Source organism: Streptomyces sp. NBC_01446, from assembly GCF_026340095.1.
Classification (GTDB): Bacteria; Actinomycetota; Actinomycetes; order Streptomycetales; family Streptomycetaceae; genus Streptomyces; species Streptomyces aureus.
Window position 1 is genome coordinate 335272 of record NZ_JAPEPO010000002.1, and the last position, 23792, is coordinate 359063.

Consider the following 23792-nt stretch of genomic DNA (forward strand, 5'->3'; position numbering starts at 1 on the left):
GAGACACAAGAACTAAGCCAGGATTAGACACCTTTGCATGTCTATCGTCATTAATGGACCTCTATTACTACTGATTTAAAGGTCGCCCCTGGAGCTCCGGCCTCACGGGGCTCCGGCGCCGGCGACCACATGGACACCGCCGTGTCCCGTCCGGCTCGGGGGTGTCCTCTCCAACAACCCGTGCCGGCGAGCCGAGTTGATGGCAGGCGCACTCGCCGCACGCGCCAACCTCGGACTCAACGGGGCGGCGGCCCGGCTCGAATCTGCGGGTTGAATCCGTACGCAGCCAAAGGTCCCCTCCGTGAGAAGGGGGCCTGGGTGCGGGGTCATCCGATGTTGTTCACCGGGCCGTTATAGAGGAACGTCTGTCGGCTGGTTGTTCCGACCGCCCCTGTTGCAGTAGCCATTGCCTGGTGTACGGTCTCGCGGCTGGTGTCGGATATCGGGCCTTGCGACCTGCGGATCTGTCTGCTGTCTTACGTCACGTCGGACACTCGGCGTCTCGGCTCCATGTCGGAAATCGCCGTCCGTGCAGACCTGTGGCGAAGGCGCGACCCGCTGAGCTACTGCTGTGCCGCGGAAGTTGCGCCGATGGTCGTCAGCGGTCCGCGGCGCACATTAGTAGCTGTCGTAGGTGGGTTTACCGTTCGGCCGGTAGACGCCGAGGACGGTGCCGCCCTTCGTCGTCGAGACGCTGACCGGCTCCAGCGCGGTGGGGATCGCTCCGTCGGCGAACAGTCGCTTGCCGGTGCCGATGATCACGGGGTGGATGGTCAGCCGGTACTCGTCGACGAGGCCGTGGTGCATGAGGGTCTGGGCGAGGTCGCCGCTGCCAACGACGTTGATGTTGCCGCCGTCGGATGCCTTCAGCGTGCGCAGGGCATCGACGATGTCGCCCTCCAGCAGCGTGGAGTTCTGCCACCCGAGGGACGTCAGGGTCCGAGACGCCACGTACTTGTGCGTGCTGTTCATCCGATCGGTGAACGGATTGTCAGGATCGGCGGTTGGCCAGTACGACGCGAAGATCTCGTACGTCTTGCGGCCGAGCAGCATCGCGTCGGAGTGCTGGTACCAACCGGCGATGGCCGTGCCAACTTCATCGTCGGCCACCATTTTCTGCCAGCCGCCGTGCTTGAAGCCGCTCCCCGCGTCCTCGTCCGGACCGCCCGGCGCCTGCATGACGCCGTCGAGGGTCAGGAACGTGCAGACGATGATCTCGCGCATGGTGTGCTCCCTTAGTCGACGGGTAGACCACGCAACCGCCAGAAACTCATCGAGGGAAGTTCCGTGGCACAGCACTACGGAGTCTCACCGCGATGTCGGATCCGGCATCCATCCGACATCGACCGTGAGGGCGAATTCCAGTCCGAGCGCCTCGCAGGCATGCAGGGCTGCCTCAAGTGCCGCCGCCTGCACGGGCGTCGGCAAGAGCTTCACCTGCACGGTCAACTTCACGACCCTGACGCTACCCGCCGCCCGACGTACCGGCATTCGAACAGCACACATTCCCCACCGAGCACTCCGGCCCCGTTTCTTGCGGGCGCTCCGCGCCAATTGTCGCGGCGATGCTCCGCATCGCCGTCACCGGATGCGATTCCCCCCGGGGGGCGAACCCCCGGGGTTCCTCGCAAGGGCACGCTGAAGTGTGTGGCGGGTCGTTGACCGGCAGTCCGGTCAGGGCCGCCGCTGGTTCGGTGTCTTCAACGAGAGGGCCCAGCCATTCGCACATCAAGACGGTGGCGTCGTCCTGCAGATGCCCGTCGTGGTAGTCGAGAACGGCCTGGATGAGACGGCGCAGGGTTTCGGGGACGGGCAGGCCGTCGGCGTGGTGGCGGATGAGAAAGTCGGTGAATCGCTCCAGACCGAACTCGGTGTCGTCGGCACCCCGCGCTTCGGTGATGCCGTCGGTGTAGAGGACAATGCGATCACCCGGCTGCAGCTGTTCGCGGCACACAGTGCTGGGCAACCCCAGCCCAGTGCCCATCGGGTGGGCCGGGCAACACTTCAGGTGGCTGCTCCAGCGGTTCTCGCGAATAAGGACTGGCGGAGGATGGCCGCGGTTGACCCAGCTCAGCACACCGGTACGAGTCTCGAGGGTGGCGAGGATGCCGGTGACGTAGCGCGGCTGGCCGTACTGGCCGATCAGGGCGGCTTCCACAGCCTCGCCCTCGGCAGCGAGGCCCGCGCCCTGGCGGCGGGCATTGCGGCACGCGCCCAGGGCCAGGGCACCGCACAGACCGGCGGCGGCGTCATGGCCCATCGCGTCGAACAGCGTCAGATGCACCAAAGGACCGTCGAGGGCGTACTCGTACACGTCGCCGCTGACGCGGTAGGCCGGCTCCAACGACGCTGCGATTACGACCCGCCCGTCGGCATAGGTGCTCGGCGGCATCAGGTTCCACGCCATCTCGGCCCCGATGCTCAGCGGCTCGGTCCGCACCAGCCGAGCCAGCGTGTCGCTGGAGGCCCGTTTGGCGACGATCAGGAGCGCCAGGAGCGCGGCGAGGCGGTCGGCGTCCTCGCGGGCACGGGCATCGTCGTACACAGAGCGCACGCGCAACACCCCCACGCGTTCGGTGCCGTCCACGATGGGCAGCCACCAGTCGATGCCTGCCGCCTCCTTCACGGAGGAGGCGGTGAGCCGGCCGTATTGGTAGGCCCGCCCAGGGGTGGTGCCCTCGATGTGGAGGTCTCTCGCGGTGTTCGGAGCGGCCCCGTTCGGCCCGGTCAGCAGGTGCAGTCCCTGGCGCCGCAAATCCGCCACGTAGATGAGCACGTCGGTGAAACCCGCGGCCCGGGCAAACTCACCGGCCTTCTCCGGCAACGCGTCGAGGGGCATCAGGTGACTGACGTCCAGCAGACCGGCGAGCATCGCCCGCCCGCCTGCCTCACGGTTCACATCCATGACCCTCCTCCCTCGTCTGTAGCGAGCTGAGTCTCTCTGCTACCCACCTTGGACCGCAGCACAGGAAGACCGCGAGCGCCGACGCAGTCCACGGTCTGTCGTCGGTCCAGCGGGGCTTGCCGCGACCCACCGCTCGGCGAGCGCGGTCGCCGACGCTCAAGCACCCCTTTGCAAGACGAAGAGACGACCCAGTCCGCATCCGTCGACCCGGCGGCGATCCTCCTCGGCGGCCAAGCGGACCTCAGCCGTGGGCCCGAGGTGTTACGGCCCACTCCGTCACCGGCCGACCGCCGGCCGACCAGTCGGACGCGGACGACATCGCACAGCACGCCTGTCCGATGTGACGCCCAGCCCGGCTCGCCGTGCCGCTCGCGCGGCGGTGCGGTCGCCCGCCTACGACACCCGCCTCTTCACCATGGTCCCCCGGCTGAAGAAGGCGCGGCGGGTCCCGACCCCGGCCGACCGCGGCCCGGGCGGCCGTGGCGCCCGGGCACCCCGCCCCCGGCCCCGATCGACCCTGCCGAGCCGAGCGCAGACATCCGCATCGGGTGGGCCCACTGTTCCACCCTCGGGCCCGGGTCCGCGGACGGCCCCAGTTCGAGGAGTCAGTCCATACGGCCCGGGAGATCAAGGCGCACGCCCCGCGCCACCGGGTCATCTTCACCGTGTACGAGATGAAGCGGATCGGCCGGGATGTTGCCGAACTCGCGCTCGCCGACCACCTCCCCGCCGACAGCCTCATCCTGGATCCTGGAGATGCTCGCCGGGCCCCTGACCAGCATCTACGACCCACCAGCCCGGGCAAGCTGCTACGCGCGTTCTTCGCCGCGACGGCGGAGACCGAGCGGGAGAACATCCGCGAGTCGACGCTAAGTCGTGATCGAAAGTCAGCCCCCAGCCCCGGTCACGTTGCTTTCGCGTCCTCACCGGCCAGGAATGGACGCAGCAGCGTGAGCAGGGCGCGCGGGCGGTGCAGCGGGATGATGTGGCCGCAGTCTTCGATGACGTGTCCGGTGAGATCGTCGGTGACCGGGCGGAGCTGGCGTTCCAGTGCCGCACCGACGGGCCGGGCGCCCAACGCCATCGTCGGCACCGTCAGGCGGGCAGTGGCGACCGCCTGCGCGATCTGTACCGCGCTCTCGGGCAGCGCCCGGTAGTACGAGAACGCGCGGCTCAAAGCCTGGCGGCCGGTGTATGCGCGGACGAAGGCGTCCCGGAGGGCGGGGCGCACCCCGTCGCCGAGCGTGCCGGCGCGCAGAAACCAGTCGACGTAGGCGGCCTCACGGCCCTCCAACACGGTCTCGGCAAGGCCGGGCGCGGCGGAATGGAAGCCGAACCACCACGGCGGCCCGTCGGCGAGGAAGTCCTCGGCGCCAGGCAGCCTGCCCAGAAGGGACTCCATGACGACCAGGCGCCGGACGAGACCGGGGCGACGCAGGGCGAGGAGGAAGGCCGGCGCGGTACCCGCGTCGATGCCCACCACCGCGGCCGAGGACACGCCGAGCGTGGTGAGAAGCGCCGCGGCGTCCTCGGCCAGGGTGCCCGCGTCGTACCCGGAGGCGGCCCGGCTGCTCGCTCCGAACCCGCGCAGGTCCGGCGCGATGACGCGGTAGCGGCCGGACAGGCCGGCCATGACGTCCGTCCACAGCTCCCAGGTGTGAGGGAAACCGTGCAGGAGCAGGACGGCCGGGCCCGATCCGGCGAGAGCGACGTTCAGTTCGACACCGTTGACGGGGACGCGCCGCAGCTCGGGCATGGAGAGGCTCCAGGTGTGGTGAGGAATAGTGACCAGGTCACGCTAAGGAACTATCCTGGTTCCTCCAAGACGGCACTTTCCCTTCAGGTGGTGAGCCCTGAGTGACCACATCGAGGCCCGGCGAACCCAGCCGGCGGCCCGGTGAGCGGGGTGACCTGCTGGATCCGCGCTGCCCGACCCGCCAGTTGCTCGACCGTATCGGCACCAAGTGGACGTCGATGGCGGTCAAGGTGCTGGCCGAGGAGGCTCCGGACGAGCTCCGTTTCGCGGAACTGCGGCGCCGTATCCCCGGCATCTCACAGAAGATGCTGTCCGTCACCCTGCAGAGCCTGGTCCGCGACGGCCTGGTCGCGCGCCGAGTGGAACCCACCGTGCCGCCCGCCGTCCACTACCGGCTCACCGAGCTCGGCCTGTCCCTCGAAAGACCGCTCTCCGCCCTGCGGATCTGGGCCGAGACACACATGCCGGAGATCGACCGCAGCAACCAGCTCGCCGACGAGTCACCCCCCGACTAGCGCGTGGATCGAATGTGCCGGTCACAGCCACTCGTTGATGACCGCGACAAGAACGGTCGCCTCGTAGCGGACCGCCAATTTGTCATACCGCGTGGCTACGGCCCGGTGCCTTTCGAGGCGATTAATGCAGCCTGGCCGCCCATGAACCTGGCTCCACCCTCATCAGCCCCCTTGGAATCGATCATCTAGGCTGCCGCGGTGACTGATGAGCAAGAGCGGGTGCAGCCGTCCGGAGTGTGGGCCACGGCGGTGGGGGTGGCCAGGGTGCGGGCGCTGGAGAGCGAGCGGGAGAACGCGCTGTTCCGCGACCCACTGGCACAGGCCTTCGCCACCGCCGGCGGCCGGGGGCCCTCCTCGCCGCCGCTGCCCGGTGACGAGGCCACGCGACGCCGCCGGCAGGGCGTGGCGTTCTCCATCGTCATCAGGACGAAGTTCCTCGACGACCTGTTGCAGCAGACCTCCGCGTCCGGGGTCCGGCAGGTCGTACTGCTCGGCGCCGGCATGGACAGCCGGGCCTTCCGGATGGACTGGCCCGAGGGCACCCGGCTGTTCGAGGTCGACACCGTCGCGCCACTGGACTTCAAGGCTTCGGTGCTGCGCCAGGAGCGGGCCATCGCACGCTGCGAGCGGATCACCGTCGCGGTGGATCTGCGTGAGGACTGGCCGGGCGCGCTGGCCGCCGCAGGGCACGACCCGGCGGTGCCGACCGTGTGGATCGCCGAAGGACTGCTGATCTATCTGCCCGAGGACGCGGTGGAGCTGCTACTGGCCCGGATCAGCGCGCAGTCGGCGCCAGGCAGCCGGATGGGGCTGACGTTGGGCTCGCGCGGCGTGATCGAGCGCTTCGGCGCGGACGCCGTGCCGGGATCACCGGCGTCCATGTGGGTCTCGGAGATGCCCGACGACCCGGTGGCCTGGCTGGCCGGGCACGGCTGGGAGGCCGGCAGCCACACCCTGCGCGAGCGCGCTGCCGCCTACGGCCGCCCGATTAGCACCCCGCCGCAGCACGAGGAGCGGCCCGGTGGCCTGATCTCGGCGATCCGCCGGTAGAGCGCCTCCCGGTTCCCTAGTTGATGGTTTCGAAGGGGGCCTGATGAGTGGAGCCAGCTTCATGCGCGGCCAGCCGGTCATGCGCGCTCTGACCGCCTACCACTGAGCGCCCTGGGGTGGCCCGACCCAGCGATGCCACTACCGAGGTGGCGCTGGCCCAACGTGCGGGTCGGCCCGGGTGGCCGGTGAGGCCAACGTGAGATCCCGCTCGTAGCACACCCTTCGAGAACCTCGTGGACATGCAGCGCGCAAACGCCAACGCGGCACGCCTTCAGGTCCTGACGCCGCGGGACGACTACGGTCCGACCATCGCGACGCCGTGGACGGAAGCACAGACCGAGACCTATGAGACGGCATGGCGCGCCTGGCGGGATCTTGCCCGCGACGTCCAGGCTGCTGTCACTGAACACGCGAAGGTCCAGGGCGCCCAGCGGCACGAGATCGAATCCGACGTAAAGGCCAAGGCGAAGGCAGACTCAGGCGAACAGTGAGTGCGTCCACACCCCACGACAACGTGCGGCGTGGCAGGCTACGAGACATTCCCGGCGTGACGGCGTGTACGACATTCCATCGCGCACGAACGGTTGCGTCCAGGGAAGTGGTGTACGGGTTCGACCTGATCCGGGGGTTTGCTCCGGCATGGGAATGCAACGCCCGCGCCGTCACCCTGCATGCGACTGCTCGCCAGTAGTGAGAGTGCGGTACGTGATCTTCTGTCCGGCTTGTGATCGCTCGATGGTGTGATGTTGGGGTATCGCGGCCGGTCAGGCGTTCGGGATTCGCTTGGGTTGTGGCATGAGCATGCGCAAGCCGTACGCGAGTGACACTTCCGACGAGCAGTGGGCCCTGGTCGAGCCCGTGATCACAGCCTGGAAGGCCACGCATCCGTCGGTCAGCGGCCATCAGGGCAGATACGAGATGCGGGAGATCGTGAACGCGATCCTGTACCAGAACCGCAGCGGCTGCCAGTGGGACCTGCTGCCCCACGACCTGCCGCCCGCCGGCGCGGTGAAGTACTACTTCTACAAGTGGCGCGATGACGGCACCGACCAGACCGTCCACGATCTGATGCGGTGGCAACTTCGCGAGAAGAAGCGGCGATTAGCCGATCCGAGCCTGGTGGTCCTGGACACGCAGAGTATCCACGCCGCGGTCGGCGTCCCCGCCACCACGACCGGCAAGGACGCCGCTAAAAGAGTCCCGGGCAGGAAGAGATGCCTGGCCGTGGACGTGTTGGGCCTGGTTATCGACTGCGTCGTGCTGCCCGCCTCCGCGCACGAGAACGCCGCCGGTATCGCCCTGCTGGACGGTGTCGCCGCACAGTGCGACACGGTGACCAAGGCCCTGGTCGACCAGGGCTTCAAGAACAAGGTCGTCGAGCACGGCAAGACCGTGGGCATCGACGTCGAGATCGTCGAACGCAACCCGGACCAGCGCGGGTTCGTTCCGCAGGCGAAGCGGTGGATCGTGGAGCAGACGAACGGGATCTTGATGTTCTACCGCCGTCTCGTACGCGACTACGAACACCGTCCCGCCTCCTCCCGCTCCCGCGTTCTGTGGGCGATGACCTCCGTCATGAGCCGCCGCCTCACCGGAGCCACCCTCGCCTCCTGGAGGACCGCATGAGCGACAACCCGCAGGTCAAGGCGATCCTGGAACACATCGAGAACCGTGAGCGCAAACTGGCCGACCAGGCCGGGCAGTTGCGGGACCGCATCGAGGAACTCACCCGGCAGCTCGGCGAGATCGACACGGAGAGCGAGAACCTGCGCATCACCCGCAAGACCCTCCTCACGCTCCCCGTGCCCTCACCCGCCACCGAGCCGGAGGGCCCCGACATCCCGGACCACCCCGCCTACCAGCAGATCCTCACCGCCCTGGCCGACACAGGCCGGCCGATGCGCGCCCGCGACCTGTGCCAGGCCCTCGACCTGCCAATCCTCCCGAAGAACACCGAAGGCATCCGCTCGAAACTCAAGCGCCTGGTCAGCCGCGGCATCCTCGCCGAGCCCGAACCCGGCCTGTTCGCCCGCCCCGGCGCTTGAGGACCATCTCGCGCCCATGACCAGCGATCCTTGCCCAACCTCAACTACGAAACGGACAAGAACTCACGTTCCGCACTCTGACAACTCGGGCCACTTCAGGCCGTACTGACGTGGCATTCGGCGTGTTGGCTTCGTTCAGCGCGGGTTCTCGAACCCGGGCTGTCCGCAGGAACGTCAACGGGCATCACCCGCTATCCGCTGGCGTAATCCTTCTGGCGGCTGCTGGTGCGAGGTCAGTCGGCGAGGACGCCCCAGGCCCTCATGACGCTTGACCTTGCCCAAAGGTGAAGGCCAACACTGTCTGTGGCGACCAGGCCGGCGAGCTGAGCGCTTGTCTCTGACCGAACCCGGATGAGTGGAACCTGCATATGGATGACGACGCTCTCCTGGCAGAACAGATGGCCTACTACAGGGCTGGCGCGGCCGAATACGACCGGCCTTATGCAAAGTACGAAGACCTGCAGAGGTTGCTTGCTGTCGTCGATGACCTCCCGATTGTCGGCGATGTACTGGAGTTGGCCTGCGGAACGGGCCAGTGGACCCCTCTGCTCGCAGCGCGGGCGCGTTCGGTGACGGCTGTCGACGCGGCAGCCGAAGTGTTGGCCCTGGCTCGTGCGCGCACCGCATCCCCCACCGTGCAATTCCTTGAGGCCGACCTGTTCGCCTGGCAGCCGCCACGACGCTACGACACTGTGTTCTTCGCCTTCTGGCTCTCCCATGTCCCGCCGACGCGATTGCCCGACTTGTGGAACACGGTCGCCGCCGCACTCGCACCGGGCGGCAAAGCAATCTTCATCGACGACGGCCCCGCCGCAGCCGCATACGAGGAAGTCCTCGCGAACCAGCCGGCCCCGGCGTCGCTACGTCGGCTCGATGACGGCAGCCAGTACCGCATCGTGAAGGTATTCCACGATACCCAGACCCTCACGGACGACCTCACCGGGCTGGGGTGGTCAGTCCGTATCCGGACCATGGCCGGGAACTTCATCGGCATTGCTGAACCGCCAACCACCCCCGGCTAAGCGCGCTGAAGGCCCGGCGGGGGGGGCAATGACATCGTCGGAGTGGATCGCCGCAGATCCCATCGTGGTGTCGAGGACCTGGTGGCCGCAAATAACGGCGGCGATGTGCGCAGGCAGCCCGGTGCGGATCGCCTCGGTGATGAGCAGCCTGCGGAAGCCGTGCGGCGTGGACGTCAGCGGTTGGTTGCTCACGTCGGTGGGCGCGGCTGTGGTGAGCGCCCGGATCAGCGACGTGCGGGCGCTGCGGCCCGGACCGGCCTTCGCAACGTGGCGAGCCATGTCCGCCGCGATGGGAGCCGTCACCGCGTGCGACAGGATCCGGCGGCCAACACGGGAGGCGCACTAGGCTGGCGGGGTGATTGAGGACGGCGCCACCGACCAGGGCAGCGTGACGACGGTCCGACGGATCGGTGAGACGATCCGGCGGCCAGCGGGCGAGTGGACATCTGCAGTGCACGCTCTGCTGACCCACCTGGAGGCGGTGGGCTTCACCGGAGCCCCGCGCGTGCTGGGGATCGATGGTGCCGACGAGGTGCTGTCGCTGCTTCATGGTGAACCCGCGTACGCGCCCTGGTCGCAGGCTCTGCGGTCGACTGCCGGAATTGGCGAACTTGGGCGTTGGCTGCGCGGATACCACGACGCTGTCCGGGACTTCCGGCCGCCGGCCGAAGCACGCTGGCAGGGCCAGGAAGAGGAATGGCAGCCGGGCATGGTGATCCGCCATGGGGACCTCGGGCCGTGGAACTCCATCTGGGACGCCAACGGCCTGAACGGCTTCATTGACTGGGATTTCGCAGCGCCCGGCCACGCCCTCGACGACCTGGCCCAGCTCGCCTGGTACTCCGTGCCTCTGCGGGCGCTCGACCAGCAGCGAAGAGCCTCAGTCACCGGCACCGACACTCTGCGTGCACGGCTCAATCATCTGTGTGCCGCCTACGGCGCACACCCCGAAGCCTTGCTCGATGCATTGGATGCCCTCCAGTCCCGCGAGGCCGCACGCATCGAACGTCTTGGCGGGCAGGGCGACGAGCCGTGGGCGATGTTTCTCGCCCGCGGCGACGCGGCCGAGATGCGGGCCGAGCAGTGCTGGGCCCGTTCACAACGCGACGTTCTTCTGGGCGTCATGAGCGATTGAGGACTGCCCCGAAGCTGCTTCAGGTCACGTTCAGTGGCAGACATCAACTTCCAGCGCTTAGAGTTCCTAACAAGGGCGTTGGACGTGGCGGTGGGTGATGAGGCAGGTGGCGGGGCTGAGGAAGGCCTCGTGGATGTCGTCGCGTCTTTCCCAGCGAATGCGCAGGCGGCGGAAGCCGTGCAGCCAGGAGATCGTCCGCTCGACGACCCAGATGCCGTGGCCGGCCGACGACCGCTGATGGCCGGGGCCTTGTCGAGCGGGGGCAGCAACTGCGTGACGTCATTGCGGTTTCCACCGGTCAGTGACACCGCGAGCGGGAGGCCCTGCCCGTCGGTGATGACGTGGTGCTTGCCGCCGCGTGTGCGGTCGACCGGGCTGGGTCCGCTTTTGGGCCCCGCCGGGCCGCCCGGACGTGGGAGGAGATTCGATCACCGCCCGTGACCAGTCCAGTTGGTTCTTCGACCGCAGTTCCCTCAGCAGTAACGCGTGGAGTTGGTCCGACACGCCGGCCTCGTTCCAGGCGGCCAGACGCCGCCAGCAGGTCGTGCCTGATCCGAAGCCCAACTCCTGGGGCAGGTACTCCCATTGGATGCCGGTGTGCCGGACGAACAGGATCCCGCAGAACGCCTGCCGGTCCGGTACCCGCGGCCGGCCCTCGACCAGCTTCGGGCCCGGCTCGGGCAGTACCGGCTCGACGAACGGCCACAGTTCGTCCGACACGATCCACGGCCGCGACTGACGTTTCCTCATGTACAGACAAACGGGCTCCGGAACCCCGGGCTGGAAGTAACGGCCCTCGCTGAGAGGTCGTTAAGTCCGTTTCTAGTAGTGGCTCTGTCCGGGTCTCCGGCGGGCAGGCCATGTCGTCGTGCCGTTCGTGGAGCCTGAATGCCCGGCCGGTGAGCTGGTCGAAGGCGTGCACGATCGGCTGGTAGGCGGTGCCTTGGTCGTGAGGACCGGACCGAGGTCGGATATTCGGTGTCTGCCTGCCTCATGGTGACGCAAGATGGTGCGCATGACTTTGGCCACCCCCATCCTGAACACCGCTCGCCTGCGACTGCGCCCCTTCACCGACGCCGACGCGGCCCCCCTCTTCGCGCTGCACAGCAGCAGCTATGTGTTGCGCTATTGGGATTCCCCGCCGTGGAGCGAGCGGGCCCGCGCCAATCGGTTCATCGCGATGTGCCGGAAGATGGCGGACGAAGGCACCGGGGCACGGGTGGCCATCGACCGTGCCTTGGACGGTGTCTTCGTCGGCTGGTGCGGTCTGACCGAATGGAACCCGGACTACCGCAGCGCGTCGTTGGGCTACTGCCTCGCCGATGCGATGTGGGGGCACGGTTACGCGACGGAAGCCGCGCACGCCGTGCTGAAGTGGGCATTCGAGACACTGGACCTGAATCGGGTTCAGGCCGAGACCGATACGCGCAACCTGGCATCTGCCCGGGTCCTGGAGAAGATCGGATTCGTGCGTGAAGGGACGTTGCGGGAGGACTGCGTCGTGAACGGCGAGGTATCCGACTCGTGGGTATTCGGATTGATCAGGCGAGAGTGGCGGCCGTCGCCTCTCTCGATTCCAGCCCGCTAAGCGGATGTTGAGTCCGTTGCTGGTAGCGGCCCCGTCCGGGTCGAGTGAGGAAGCCTTGGCGGACGAGGCTAGCTTCGCCGCAACCCTGTCTGACCACGTTCTGCCGTCTCGATGAACTCGGTCTGGAAGCCGTCGGGCAACGCCTTGAGCCGGAACAGGCGCTACTCAAGTGCAGGGCTTGATCAAGTTCCGTGGGTGTCCTGGTTGTTGATGATGCCCAGGATCGGGAGTGCCCGTCGTGGTTCGTCGCGGATTGCCCGGGTGGTTTTGGCGATGTTCTCGGCGCCGAGGGTCTTCAGCACGCCGATGGCCAGGTTGCGGAAGGTGGCCATGGCTCGGGGTGCGGCCCCGGTGTGGACGGTGGAGGCGTCCTCGGCGAAGGTGACGTCTCTGATGTGGTGGCTGGAGTTTTCCACTCCCCAGTGCCCGCGAATCGCGGCGGCGAGGTCCGCGGGGCTGGTCTGGTGGGCTTCGAGGCTGGTCACGGCGTAGACGCTCTCGCGACTCTCGCGGCTGCCGGTCGGCCGGCGGCGGCGGTGGACGCGGATGGTGAGCTTCGCGTGCGGAAAGGCGATGCCACCGAGTTCGTCCGCGATGCCGCAGGTCTTGATCGAACGGGACTCGCGCCGGCCGTGCCCGACCTCGGAGTGGGTGTGCTGGACGGCGATGTCACGCCACGGCAGCGTGGCGAGCTGGCTGTGGGCGGTGGGCTGGTTGGTCTTGATCACGGCGATGTAGTGGGCCTTCTTCGTCTCGACCAGCCAGGTGATGTTCGCCTTGACCGAGTGCAGCGCATCGAAGGTGACGAGAGTGCCGGCCAGGTCCAGCGGTGCCAGCAGCGGCTTAAAGTGCGTGGTTTCGTTGGTCTTCGCGCCGACCTCGGCCTGCGCGAGTGTCACGACGGTGGTGTGGCTGACCGCCGACAGCAGGTGACGGCGGGTCACGTCCAAACGCGCTGAGCCCTTGAGCGTCTTGCCGTCCACCGCGATGGCCCGCCGGTGCGCGGTGGACACGACGGTGCGGTGCCGGTCGGTGAGGTAGGCGCCCACCGCGGCGTCCAGGGCATCGCCGTCGACGGCGATCAGCACCCGCCCGATCGTCGCCGGCGACGGTGTACGCCGCCACCGCAGTGGATGGCGGCGTACACCGAGGGCGGCCAGCAGCCCACCCGAGGCCCGGGCGCCCCATTCGGCGAGCTCGTCGATGCTCCTGGCGCCCGAGACGACCGCACAGGCACACACCATCAAGATCGCCGTCAGCGAGTACCACCGGCCCCGCCGCGAGCGCGGGTCGGGGATGGAGTCGAAGTAGGGGCGCAGATCAGCGACCTGGCCGGGTTCCAGCGGACCCAGCTTCACAAGTACGGCAGGGATCGGGGAGGATGCAGCAGCAGGCACGGGACCTTCTCATGATCACGAGGCGTAGACACCCTAATGATCACGAAGCCCGCGCCTGCACCGCTACCCACCCCTCACAGCAACAACCAGCACAACCACGGAACTTGAAGCCGCCCTGACTCAAGTGCCGGCACCCAGCCGCGTTCACCGATTAGCGGCCAGCACTGCCGCGAGGCCTTCTTGCAGGTCCTTGACGAAATACGCGGGCACCTCCAGCGACGGGAAATGTCCCCCGATTTCGGGCGACCTCCATCGGACGATCTGTCGGTACCGCTCCTGCGCCCAGGGGCGTGGACACTTCTCGACGTCGCGGGGATACATGCTGATTGCTGTCGGGACGTCGACCCGAAGTTCGGGGTCCAGCGAGTTGTGGCTCTCGTAGTAAATGCGGGCCGCCGATGCGCCGGTCCGCGTCAGCCAATACAGGGTGACGTCGTCAAGAACGCTGTCCATGGAAATTGTCTCGAACGGGCTATCTTCGGTATCTGTCCACTCAGCGAACTTGTCAAGGATCCAGGCAAGAAGCCCGACCGGTGAGTCGACGAGCGAGTAACCGATGGTCTGCGGTCGGGTCGCCTGCTGCTTCGCGTACGCCGCGCGGTGGCGCCAGAAATCGCGGGTTTCCTCGGTCCATTTGCGCTCGGCTGCCGTCAGCCCGTCCGTTGTCAACCCGGGCGGCGCCTCCGCGAACGTTGTGTGGATGCCGAGAACGTGCGCCGGGAACCTTCCGCCGAGAACCGTGGTGATATTGCCTCCCCAGTCGCCGCCGTGGGCTGCGAACTTGCTGTAACCGAGCCTTCCCATCAGTTCCACCCATGCGGCCGCGATCTTTTCGGTTCCCCACCCGGTGGTGGCCGGCTTCTCGCTGTAACCAAAGCCTGGTAGCGACGGGACCACGACGTGGAACGCCGGCGTGTCTGCGTCTTTCGGATCTGCCAGCTCGTCTACTACATCGATGAACCGAGCAATGCTGTCTGGCCAGCCGTGCGTCAAGATCAACGGAGTGGCATCTGCGCGCGCGGATCGGCGGTGCAGGAAGTGGATTCCCAGATCATCAATGGTCGTCCGGAACTGGCCGATCCGGTTAAGGCGATCTTCGAACGACCGCCAGTTGTACCCGGTGCGCCAGTAGTTCACGACATCGACGAGGTCGGCCAGAGGGACGCCCTGTTCCCATCGGCGAGGGTCGGGCGCGGCGCGATAGACCGTCTCGGCCTCCGGCAGCCGCGCCGCGGCCAGTCGCGCGCGCAGATCGTCGAGGTCAGCGTCAGTTGCGTGGGCTTCAAATGCGTGCACGTCGCTGGTTGGACGGGGCATGAGACCTCCTGGCCGTCGCGGAACCGGCTACGATCTATCGCGAACCGGCTAAGACGGTTCTACCGTGTCTTCTTGTCACCGTGCAACCAGCTAAGGTGGTTCCATGCATGCTGAGTTCCCTGACTTCCGCCTCGGTAGCGTGCTAGCGACCAGCTTCACGGGGACTCTGTCGGAGCGTCATGGCGACGCCGTGGAGCGCATTCCCACGCCGCACCGACTCATCGACTGGCTGGCAGTGAACGGCCTCGCCGTGGACTCCTGCACCACTGCCCAGCTCGACCTCGCTCGGGAACTGAGGGAGTCGATTCACGCCGCCGCGACAGCGGCCGCGTTCCAGGACGCTCTCCCTGCATCTGCCGTCCAAGTCATCAATGACTGCAGCGCTCAGGGTCGGGCCGCAGCGATCCTGACGCCTGAGGGCAAGCGGCGATGGCGGCTCAGCGCTGCTTCCTGCGTGGAAGATGCCCTCAGCGTGATCGCCGCCGACGCCATCAGCATCATCGCGGGCGAACGAGACGGAAAATTGGCCTTGTGCGCATCACAAACCTGCCAAGCCGCCTTCTTCGACACCAGCCAAAGTCGCACCCGCAAATGGTGCGACATGAACACGTGCGGGAATCGTCAGAAGAAAGCGCGCTTCAATGCCAACCAGCGCAAAAACGCCACGTCAGCGGAGTAATCGTTACCTCGGCACATCCAAGTGGACCCCACGCCTGCGACACATCTGTCGCGTTGGGTGCACCCCAACGGCACCACTACGACGACGTTCTGAGCCGGTATGCCCGCTTCGGGTGCGGACTTGAGTTGGCCACGGCTCGAAAGATCACGCGGTCCCATCGTCAGCTTCTACAGTGTCCCGAGACGAAGGGGCCGGGGGCACGGCGATCAGAAGGGTTGACGCACCGACGTGGCACAGAACGAGCGGTTGGCTGACCTGAAGCCCGTTCGCCAGCGTCAGGCCGCCGCTCTGGCGCTGTGGCGGTGGCGTGCGCCGGTACTCGCGTTCGAAATGGATGCGGACTGGGGCGTCGACCCGCATGTGCTGGAGTCGCTGTTCCGACTGGCAACGGAACCTCCTGGGGAACAGTCGAACCACGCCTACGGCCAGGCATTCGCCGAGCTGTGCACGGCCCCGATCTTCGAGTCCGAAGTCGACCCGGACACGGTCCAGCTCTTCCAATTGGAAATCTTCGGGGGCTTGGGGTCCTTCGGCGAGCTGCTCGACACGGCTGGCCTGGACGAGGCCAAACGAGTAGTCGAGTTGTCGTCCGGCCTGGCGGGCTACCTGGACAGTCTCGTCGAGGGCTCGTTCTACTCCCATCCCTCCGAGGAGGCGCACCACCAGTACCTCGCCAACCTGGCAGACCGGACGAGCGGCGAGGGCTACTTCGCCTCACGCAACTTCGTTGTCGAGTCCGCCTGCCACGGCGCCCTCCGGACCTTTCCCGATTCCGATGGGCTGCTCGACTCGTCCGCGGGACGCGAGTTGCTCGCGCTTTGCGAGGACTTCGGCGAAGAGCTCGTCGCAACGCTGCGGTGGCTCCGCACGACGGGCCATTAGCGATCACGACCCGAGCCCGGTGGCGGGCTGGCGACTCGGTGGAGGGCAGCTACGGACGGCGCTGCGCGAACAAGCCGGCTTCGGTCTCGGCGAGGACGCCGAGACCAACCAGGCGCTTGAGCTTGTGCCGGGTGCTCTCGATGTTCTACGGCGCGACGGCGAGATCGAGGCGCTCGCACAGGTCCCGGGCGCGCATCGGTCCGACGGCTTCGGCGAATGCATCGAGGATCTGTTGGTAGGCCGGGTGAGCCGGCAGGACCGGCGGCGGATCGGTCTGTTCCGGAGCGGCCGGCGGTAGGGCAAGGAGCATCTTGCGGGTCACCGCCAAGTTCCCCATTTCTCCTCGTCGCGTTCACGCAAACGCGCGGCGAGTGCGTCGATCTGCGCGCGAAGCTCTACTCACCCACGCCGCACAAGGCAACCGACCCCAGCCTCGAGCTATTGCTCGCGGAGCCACATGCGGTCCTGTCGACGCGCAGTGAACCACGAACCGAATACGGCCACTCTGGCCACGGACAGGATGTTTCCCACGGTCAGCTCCCCCGGCACACAGGCAACCTGAGCCTGCAGAAACCATCGAGAACGCCGCTGAGGGGGCGCGCTCGAACACCAAGAACTCGGTGATGCGAACGAAACGGCCTCGATGGGCCAGCAATGCTTCCGTTGAGACCGGAGGCTCGGCGTGCTCACGACGTGAAGCGCCGCCTGGAAGATGGGCTCCTTGCCGGACGGGCCGTTTAGGGGGCGATCACGCCTTCGAGGCGCTCGTCCGCCGTCACGCGTCTGCCCTGCTGGGGACAGAACAGGGTTGGGGCGGAGAATCCTGGCCGCGAAGGTCCGGCAGCTGATTTCGGCCGCTCATCAAGTCTTTGCCGACGCTTGCAGGACGTCCTGGAGCGCTGCCATGCACTCCAGGCAGTGCCGGTCGGTCGAGTCGTGTCCGGCATCACCCTCACTCTGCCTGCGCTGTCCGCACAGCGTGGTGGCTGTGTCGGCCGCCACTACGTGCCACACCAGCCCACCGCCCGCGGCGTCCGCTCCGACCCACATCTCGTGCATGACCAGCTCCCTCGTAGACGGCACCACCGTTTTCCATCGCACCACCTGTCCGCCCATAAGGCCTCCCGCGGTGGAGCGGACGGGTGAGACGTTCGTTGTGCCTTCCCGCGCGGCGGGAAGATTGGGCCCGATGGGCGGCGGTCAGGATGCCTCGCCATGTCGCGAACGGACCCAAGCGGTGCACGGCCCGCCATCAGGAGCATGCTGCCCGCTGTCTTGGTGTGCGTACGTACGCCCGCCGACGCACGTCTCAACGGCTCTCCTCGTCGAGAAACACAGTGGGCAGGTGGATGCCCCTCCAATCTGCGAACTATGTCCACTCGCTCCGCAGGGCGCCGTCGGCGGTTGTCGGCCAGCATGTTACGGGCCCGCGCTGAGCCCGTCGGCGGTCCTGGGGCCATGAAGCGGGGCGGCGCAGGCAGCGGACGGAGTCCAGGTGGGCGTAGCGTTCGCGGGCGGATTACACATCCCACATGCCATCGGTGTCGGGCTGGGCGTGGACGGTGCCGAGAGGCTGAGAGCCCCTGCCATTCGGGTTTCACCGGCTCGCCTGGACCGCAGGGTCAGGCAGTCAGTTCCGTCTGGGCCGATGCCGCAGTGATGGGGGCGTGGCGGATGTACCACTCGGTGGCGAACAGCCGTTCCCGTACATCCGGCCGCAGGCTGGCAATCACCCCCGGTAGGGCTCCCCGCTGCACCTCGGAACGATGCGCCAGTACCGCGGTGATCTTCTGCTCTATCCAAGGGCTGACATCGACGGTTGCGGTGACCTGTTCGTCCGGAACGCTGTACACCGCCTTGCGCGCCCCGATCACGTCTCTCAGCGCCGGCACGGCTGAGTGCGGGTGTGTGGCCAGGTAGAGGGCACGCGGCTGCCAGGGTGCCCCGGCAGCCGGGTAGAGCTGCGAAAGCCCAGCCGCTTCGGCAGCGAGCATGGTCACCCGATGGGTGTGCACGTGATCTGGGTGACCGGGCAACCCACCGTAGGCATCATGGGTGACCACGATGTCCGGGCGGAATTTACGGATGTGCGCCACCAACCTCTGCACAGCCTCATCGAGCGGAGCCTCGCACAATCGTGCGCGGCCTGGGGCCGATTGAGGGACACGCGCATCGGCGTAGCCGAGCATGCGCGGCTTGCCAGCGTCGAGGATCCGCAGTGCTTCGGCCAACTCCGCAGCCCGCAGAGTATCCGCGGCCCAGGTCGCCGTGACGACTGCGGTACGCGCGCCACCAGCTGCATGACGGGCGAGCACTCCACCTGCCGACAACGACTCGTCGTCCGGGTGAGCAAAAATCGCGAGCAGGCTGGGCACGGGCATGAATAGCCACCTCGTCCGATGCGCTGTACCGACAGCGTATGGATTTCCTCCCCGCGCCACCCTGCGTGACGTACGATCAGGCTCCCTTCGCGCCGGAACGCTGCACTCCGGCAGGTCGGCCCAGCAGCGCGCATCGTCATCGAAGTCGACAGTGTCCAGCACTACGGCCGCAAGAACCAGCCCGACGGAAAGGCCGGGTCACCTACACCGCCTCGCCTCGGCTGTACTCGGAGATGGTCACCAAAGATCGGCGGCTTCGCCTGGCCAGCTACGAGATCTGCCGCTTCGGAGGGCTGGGAACTCACCCGGTCCCAAGGCGAACAGACCCTCACCGCCTTCTTCACCGAACTGCTCAAACGGCATAACTGATCGTCTCAGAAGGATCTTGATCTGCCTTCTCGGCCGGGGCGGTGCTCAGTGGCGCGACGGAACCGGTTGCTCTGCTTGCGCGTTGGCTCGACAGGACCTTGGGGGAACCTTGTCGAGTTTGAACTTCCCGCCGACGCGGGCCGTCGGACGCGGACCGGCCTGGTACCGAGGGGACTGCCATCAGCTATCTAGCGAGGGGACCCGTGCCTTTAGCTTGAAATTAAACCTTCGGTGATCGTTTGGGGTTCGAGTCGTTCACCCACATGGGAATCTTCCGGACATGGCGACGACCTCCCTTTCACGCTGTGTGATGTCTAGTCGCACAACGGGCCAGGAGGTCGCCGGTGTCGAGTGTCGTCAACGAAGTCGCTCATGGGCAGGCGCTTGCCGAACTGTCGTCCTTTCGGATGGAGTTACATGCGGCGATGCCGCGCCGTGCCGATGCCTTGTTCGAGTTGACGGACGCGGTGCTGTGCGCGGGCGGCCCGGTGGTGTCACTGCCGGAACTGTCGCTCGAGGTGGTGCACCGGCGTGGGCACGGGGCGATGTACGACGCGCTCGCCCAGGGCCGCCTGGATGTGGCGCGGCTGCGGTTGATGCTGGCCGGGCTCACGCTGCCGCGCGGGACGGACGGGCAGATCTCAATCGCGCTGGACGTGACAGCGTGGCCGCGCCCGGACGCGGAGTGCTCACCGGACCGGCTTCACTGTCACCGGCCGTGCCGCTGCGATGGGGTCCGGCAGACCATCCCCGGGTGGCCGTACCAGGTCGCCGCCGCGCTGGGCGGGGGACGGACCTCGTGGACCGGTCCGCTGGACGCAGTCCGCCTCGGCCCGGACGACGATGCGACCGAGGTCACCGCCGCCCAGATCCGGGACCTTCTCACGTGCCTGCGAGAGGCCGGGCAGTGGCGCGAGGGTGACCCCGAGGTGTTGTTCGTCCTGGACGCCGGCTACGACATCGTGCGCCTGACCTGGCTTTTGCGTGACGCACCGGTCCGCATGCTCGGGCGCATCCGCGCCGACCGTGTCATGCACCACCCGCCAGGCCGTCGCAAGGGACCCACCAAAGGCCGGCAACCGCGTCACGGCGAGCCCTTCCGCCTCGCCGACCCGGCCACCCACCCGGACCCGGTCCAGGAATCAGCTACTGTACACGACCGGTTCGGCCGCGTGAAGGCCCGATGCTGGGGACGCCTGCACCCCAAACTGGAACGCCGCCAAGGCGGTTGGGCCGATCACCCAGGTGACCTGCCCAACGTGGAGGGAACGCTGGTCCACCTCGCGGTCGAGTACCTGCCCGGCAACCGCGATCCCAAGCCGCTATGGCTATGGCACTCGGTCCCCGACGCCACCGCGCACGACGTCGACCGCCTGTGGCGGATCTTCCTCAGAAGATTCGACATCGAACACACCTTCCGGTTCTTCAAGCAGGCCCTGGGCATGACCCGCCCCCGCCTGCGCCACCCAGAACAGGCCGACCGATGGGTCTGGCTGATCCTCGCCGCCTACACCCAACTCCGACTCGCTCGCACCCTCACCGGCGATCTACGCCGCCCCTGGGAGAAACCACTGACACAACAACAACTCACCCCGGGCCGGGTTCGCCGCGGCTATCCCCGCATCCGCAAGATCCTGGGCACCCCCGCCAGATCGCCGAAAGCCAGCCGCCCCGGCTCAGGGCGCCCACGAGGCCGGACGAGTAGCCCCGCGCCCCGCCACCCCGTCGGCAAACACCAGCACAAAAAGGACACCCCTCGCCCTTAAAGGCAACAAAGGGACCTTTAATTTCAAGTTTAGGCATGGGGGGAATCGCTTCTCAGGGCTGCTCTGACCTCAACTCGGTGCACGGGTCTGCACTGTTGACCTGAGACGACTAGATGTGTGCCGTGTGTATAGTGATCGTGGTGACTGTAACGCGGAAGGTTCGCCGGTACTCCGGTGGCGTGTACGACTTGGGGCTGCACGTGGTGTGGTGCCCGAAGTACCGTCGCCGGGTTCTTGGTGGCCGTGTCGCGGGCCGGCTGCGTGAGCTGATCGAGGCGAAGGCAGCAGAGAAGGGCTGGGAGATCATCGCCCTTGAGGTGATGCCTGATCACGTGCACCTGTTCGTCAAGCACGAGCCGAAGGCTTCCGCGTCCTACGTCGCGAACCAGTTCAAGGGCTTCACCTCCCGCGTGCTCCGTTCGGAGTTCGTGCACCTGAAGTCGCAGATGCCCACGCTGTGGTCGTCGTCGTTCTTCGTCGCCTCGGTCGGCGCGGTCAGCGCGGACACGGTGGAGAAGTACATCAACACCCAGTGGGAACGGCCCTGGACGAAGAAGCAGACGGAGGGACAGGCGTGATACGCGCCTACAAGTTCCTCCTTCGCCCCACCGTCCGCCAGCGCCAGGCGCTCGGCGAGATGCTGCGGGATCACTGCTCGCTCTACAACGGCGCCTTACAGGAACGCCGTGACGCCTACCGGCACGCCTCGAAGACCAGCATCAAGTACGGGCAGCAGTCCGCGCAGCTCAAGGAGGTCCGCGCGTTCGACCCGGAGCGTCAGGGCCGCTGGTCGTTCTCCTCCCAGCAGGCCACGCTTCGCCGTCTGGACAAGGCGTTCCAAGCGTTCTTCCGGCGCGTGAAGGCCGGACAGAAGCCGGGCTATCCCCGGTTTCGGGGTGCGATGTGGTTCGACACGGTGGAGTTCCCCAAGGATGGCGACGGCTGCCGGTGGGACTCCACCGGGCACGACCCCGTCACCCGCGTGCGCCTGCAAGGCGTTGGACACGTCCGCGTGCACCAGCACCGGCCCGTGAAGGGTCGCGTCAAGACCGTCAGCATCAAGCGCGAGGGTCGGCAGTGGTATGTCGTCCTCGCCTGCGACGAGGTGGCCGTCGAGCCGCTGCCGGCCACGGGCGCGGCGTGCGGCATCGACATGGGTGTCACGCACTTCTTCACCACCTCCCAGGGCGCGCACGTCGAAAACCCCCGGCACGGCAAGCGCAACGCCGACGCCCTCGCCGAGGCTCAGCGTGCCCTCAAGGCGTTCCCCCGGCGCACGCGGGAGACCCGCACCGCCAAGCACCGCCGGGCCGTGGAGAAGGTTGCCAAGCTGCACCGCAAGGTCCGCCGTCAGCGTCTGGACCACGCGCACAAAGCCGCGTTCTGCCTGGTTGGCGACTACGACCAGATCGCGCACGAGCGGCTGAGTATCGCGAACATGGTTCGCACTCCCAAGCCGAAGCCCGACCCCGAGATGCCCGGAGCGTTCCTGGCGAACGGCGCCGCCTCGAAGGCCGGACTCAACCGCAGCATTCTTGACGCGGGTTGGGGGGTGTTCCTGGGCATCCTCGCGCAGAAGGCTGAAAGCGCCGCTCGTGTATTGATCCCGGTGGACCCCCGCAACACCTCGCGCACCTGCCCCGAATGCGGGCACGTGGACGCGCAGAACCGCGACGGCGAAAAGTTCCACTGCACCTCATGCCACCACATCGACCACGCCGACCGCGTGGGCGCCTGGAACGTCGCACTCAGGGCCGGGCTGGTCCTTCCCGACGTGGCATAGCCACCGACAGGAGAAGCCCCCCGGATTTACCCGGGGGGAGGAGTCACAGCGGATCCCGGGCCGTTTTTCAGCAGTGACCGGCCGGCGGCCTCTCGCGTGCCAGAAAGCCACGCAGGCCAGCCACCGGCCGGTGTCTGTGCTCCGAACTACCCGAACTACATCGTCGGGTCGATGTCCGGCTTGCCCGTACCGCCTGCATGCTCGCTCTGCTCCTTGAGCTGGCGGGCCTTGTCCTTCAGACGCTGACGCTCCTGCGGGTCAGTAGCGCGTTCCGCGGCCTGTTCCAGATCCTGAGCCTTAGCACGCATCTGCTGGACACGACCGGACTCACCTGCAGCGCTCATGATCACTCCTTGGGTGATGAGGAAGAGCGGGCCACATCAGAGAAACAGGCGCCACCACCCCCGGCATCTCGAACGGTCACCCACCGCTATCTACCCAGCTCGAAAAACCCTCACTGAACCACAACACAGCCCCGAACAGTGCCGACCAAACACCTGAAGATGCGGTGAGTAGCTCCAGCGGCCTGCATCAGGAACCGCCAGGCGTAGCGGAGCCGCGCCCAGCGGCACTGGCCCCACGGGATCGGATACGAGACGGCCGACGTCGGCCGGCGCCGCAGCCTGTCCCAGCCCGGGAACGTCGTGACGTCCGCGAGAGCAGCTGTGCGGCTTCACGCTCTCCCTGGCAATCCAACAGGATGGCTGTCTGAGCCAATACCGGATCGGCCTCTTCGTGGCAGGACGACCACGCCGCCGTCCAGGACCGGGATGAAGTTCCCCGTGATGTTGGACACTCGATGCTTACGCCGCGAGGACGTGTCCTTGTTCGTGTCGTAGCCGGATCTCCAGCGGGGTGAGATAGCCCCAGACCGGGTGCTTACGCAGCCGTTTGCGGTTGTAGAAGGTCTCGGTGACCCTGTTGCTCAATTCGAGGAGTTTGCGTCGATCACTCGGTCGGAGGCAGGCGGAGAGACGGATCCTGCTGGTCAGGGGTGCGTGAAGGGGCGCCCCGCGGCAGGGGGTGGCGGCTGTGTCGATGGGATCGGTTTCTGGCGGTGTTCCAGATAAGTCGGAAGCTTCATCCGGTCAAGTTCCGGAACCTGCTATCAGCACTGTTCCGTACGCAGGGGCCGTCCGTGACGCTCTTCGAAGATTGCCGTTCTGGCATCCCAGCCATACGGTCTCTCGTCAGCTGTTGTG

General features: G+C 67.0%; 24 protein-coding genes and 1 pseudogene. 13 read left to right on the plus strand and 12 right to left on the minus strand.

Features of this window, described 5'->3' with window-relative positions; genetic code table 11:
* Positions 1 to 618: 618 nt before the first annotated feature.
* From OG456_RS39000 to OG456_RS39015, 4 genes are all read right to left on the minus strand, one after another.
* Complete coding sequence (locus OG456_RS39000; RefSeq protein WP_266569824.1) at positions 619 to 1224, minus strand: dihydrofolate reductase family protein; 606 nt, start codon at positions 1222 to 1224, stop codon at positions 619 to 621.
* An 84-nt stretch (positions 1225 to 1308) separates the two neighbouring features.
* On the minus strand, positions 1309 to 1455 hold the full coding sequence (locus tag OG456_RS39005) for a hypothetical protein (RefSeq protein WP_266569825.1): 147 nt from the start codon (positions 1453 to 1455) through the stop codon (positions 1309 to 1311).
* A 10-nt stretch (positions 1456 to 1465) separates the two neighbouring features.
* Positions 1466 to 2905, minus strand: coding sequence for a PP2C family protein-serine/threonine phosphatase (locus tag OG456_RS39010; RefSeq protein ID WP_266569826.1), 1440 nt, complete (start codon positions 2903 to 2905; stop codon positions 1466 to 1468).
* A 904-nt stretch (positions 2906 to 3809) separates the two neighbouring features.
* The gene (locus tag OG456_RS39015; protein WP_266569827.1) at positions 3810 to 4661 is read right to left on the minus strand and encodes an alpha/beta fold hydrolase; all 852 of its coding nucleotides are present in this window, start codon (positions 4659 to 4661) and stop codon (positions 3810 to 3812) included.
* A 101-nt stretch (positions 4662 to 4762) separates the two neighbouring features.
* On the opposite strand from OG456_RS39015, the gene OG456_RS39020 reads away from it, so the two are divergent.
* From OG456_RS39020 to OG456_RS39050, 7 genes are all read left to right on the plus strand, one after another.
* The gene (locus OG456_RS39020) at positions 4763 to 5176 is read left to right on the plus strand and encodes a helix-turn-helix domain-containing protein (RefSeq protein ID WP_266569828.1); all 414 of its coding nucleotides are present in this window, start codon (positions 4763 to 4765) and stop codon (positions 5174 to 5176) included.
* Positions 5177 to 5374: 198 nt separating this feature from the next.
* Positions 5375 to 6226, plus strand: coding sequence for a class I SAM-dependent methyltransferase (locus tag OG456_RS39025; RefSeq protein ID WP_323136433.1), 852 nt, complete (start codon positions 5375 to 5377; stop codon positions 6224 to 6226).
* Between the two features lie 239 nt (positions 6227 to 6465).
* On the plus strand, positions 6466 to 6717 hold the full coding sequence (locus OG456_RS39030; protein WP_266569829.1) for a hypothetical protein: 252 nt from the start codon (positions 6466 to 6468) through the stop codon (positions 6715 to 6717).
* Between the two features lie 304 nt (positions 6718 to 7021).
* Complete coding sequence (locus OG456_RS39035; protein ID WP_266569830.1) at positions 7022 to 7852, plus strand: IS5 family transposase; 831 nt, start codon at positions 7022 to 7024, stop codon at positions 7850 to 7852.
* Positions 7849 to 8271, plus strand: coding sequence for a hypothetical protein (locus tag OG456_RS39040; RefSeq protein WP_266569831.1), 423 nt, complete (start codon positions 7849 to 7851; stop codon positions 8269 to 8271). The genes OG456_RS39035 and OG456_RS39040 overlap by 4 nt, the downstream gene beginning before the upstream one ends.
* Positions 8272 to 8639: 368 nt before the next feature.
* A complete protein-coding gene (locus tag OG456_RS39045) occupies positions 8640 to 9293 on the plus strand; it encodes a trans-aconitate 2-methyltransferase (protein WP_266569832.1) in 654 nt (217 codons plus the stop codon).
* A gap of 355 nt (positions 9294 to 9648) precedes the next feature.
* Positions 9649 to 10428, plus strand: a complete 780-nt coding sequence (locus tag OG456_RS39050; protein WP_266569833.1) for an aminoglycoside phosphotransferase family protein — start codon at positions 9649 to 9651, stop codon at positions 10426 to 10428.
* Positions 10429 to 10494: 66 nt separating this feature from the next.
* Here OG456_RS39050 and OG456_RS39055 read toward each other — a convergent pair.
* Positions 10495 to 11178: pseudogene (locus tag OG456_RS39055) on the minus strand (IS5 family transposase).
* 265 nt (positions 11179 to 11443) lie between these two features.
* Here OG456_RS39055 and OG456_RS39060 point away from each other — a divergent pair.
* Positions 11444 to 12016 (plus strand): GNAT family N-acetyltransferase, encoded by a 573-nt coding sequence (locus OG456_RS39060; RefSeq protein WP_266569834.1) that lies wholly within the window; start codon positions 11444 to 11446, stop codon positions 12014 to 12016.
* A 182-nt stretch (positions 12017 to 12198) separates the two neighbouring features.
* Here OG456_RS39060 and OG456_RS39065 read toward each other — a convergent pair whose 3' ends face one another.
* The gene (locus tag OG456_RS39065) at positions 12199 to 13413 is read right to left on the minus strand and encodes an ISAs1 family transposase (protein WP_266569835.1); all 1215 of its coding nucleotides are present in this window, start codon (positions 13411 to 13413) and stop codon (positions 12199 to 12201) included.
* A 144-nt stretch (positions 13414 to 13557) separates the two neighbouring features.
* Complete coding sequence (locus OG456_RS39070) at positions 13558 to 14730, minus strand: epoxide hydrolase family protein (RefSeq protein ID WP_266569836.1); 1173 nt, start codon at positions 14728 to 14730, stop codon at positions 13558 to 13560.
* A gap of 103 nt (positions 14731 to 14833) precedes the next feature.
* Between OG456_RS39070 and OG456_RS39075 the strand changes: the two genes are divergently transcribed.
* Both OG456_RS39075 and OG456_RS39080 read left to right on the plus strand, forming a co-directional pair.
* Positions 14834 to 15409, plus strand: coding sequence for a CGNR zinc finger domain-containing protein (locus tag OG456_RS39075; RefSeq protein WP_266569837.1), 576 nt, complete (start codon positions 14834 to 14836; stop codon positions 15407 to 15409).
* Positions 15410 to 15637: 228 nt separating this feature from the next.
* Positions 15638 to 16291 (plus strand): hypothetical protein, encoded by a 654-nt coding sequence (locus OG456_RS39080; RefSeq protein ID WP_266569838.1) that lies wholly within the window; start codon positions 15638 to 15640, stop codon positions 16289 to 16291.
* 145 nt (positions 16292 to 16436) lie between these two features.
* On the opposite strand, the gene OG456_RS39085 is transcribed toward OG456_RS39080, so the two are convergent.
* From OG456_RS39085 to OG456_RS39095, 3 genes are all read right to left on the minus strand, one after another.
* Positions 16437 to 16613, minus strand: coding sequence for a hypothetical protein (locus OG456_RS39085; RefSeq protein ID WP_266569839.1), 177 nt, complete (start codon positions 16611 to 16613; stop codon positions 16437 to 16439).
* A gap of 539 nt (positions 16614 to 17152) precedes the next feature.
* Positions 17153 to 17350, minus strand: a complete 198-nt coding sequence (locus OG456_RS39090) for a hypothetical protein (RefSeq protein WP_266569840.1) — start codon at positions 17348 to 17350, stop codon at positions 17153 to 17155.
* A gap of 563 nt (positions 17351 to 17913) precedes the next feature.
* Positions 17914 to 18672 (minus strand): PIG-L deacetylase family protein, encoded by a 759-nt coding sequence (locus OG456_RS39095; RefSeq protein ID WP_266569841.1) that lies wholly within the window; start codon positions 18670 to 18672, stop codon positions 17914 to 17916.
* A gap of 713 nt (positions 18673 to 19385) precedes the next feature.
* On the opposite strand from OG456_RS39095, the gene OG456_RS39100 reads away from it, so the two are divergent.
* From OG456_RS39100 to OG456_RS39110, 3 genes are all read left to right on the plus strand, one after another.
* Positions 19386 to 20807 carry an NF041680 family putative transposase gene (locus tag OG456_RS39100; RefSeq protein ID WP_323136434.1) on the plus strand — a complete coding sequence of 474 codons (1422 nt, stop codon included), beginning with the start codon at positions 19386 to 19388 and terminating at the stop codon, positions 20805 to 20807.
* Between the two features lie 140 nt (positions 20808 to 20947).
* Positions 20948 to 21385, plus strand: a complete 438-nt coding sequence (gene tnpA, locus OG456_RS39105; RefSeq protein ID WP_266569843.1) for an IS200/IS605 family transposase — start codon at positions 20948 to 20950, stop codon at positions 21383 to 21385.
* The gene (locus tag OG456_RS39110) at positions 21382 to 22590 is read left to right on the plus strand and encodes a transposase (protein WP_266569844.1); all 1209 of its coding nucleotides are present in this window, start codon (positions 21382 to 21384) and stop codon (positions 22588 to 22590) included. Before tnpA ends, OG456_RS39110 begins: the two co-directional genes overlap by 4 nt.
* A gap of 155 nt (positions 22591 to 22745) precedes the next feature.
* On the opposite strand, the gene OG456_RS39115 is transcribed toward OG456_RS39110, so the two are convergent.
* Entirely contained in the window at positions 22746 to 22934 is a 189-nt protein-coding gene (locus OG456_RS39115) for a DUF6381 family protein (RefSeq protein WP_266569845.1), read from the minus strand.
* 459 nt (positions 22935 to 23393) lie between these two features.
* Positions 23394 to 23519, minus strand: coding sequence for a hypothetical protein (locus tag OG456_RS39120; RefSeq protein WP_266569846.1), 126 nt, complete (start codon positions 23517 to 23519; stop codon positions 23394 to 23396).
* Positions 23520 to 23792 lie beyond the last annotated feature (273 nt).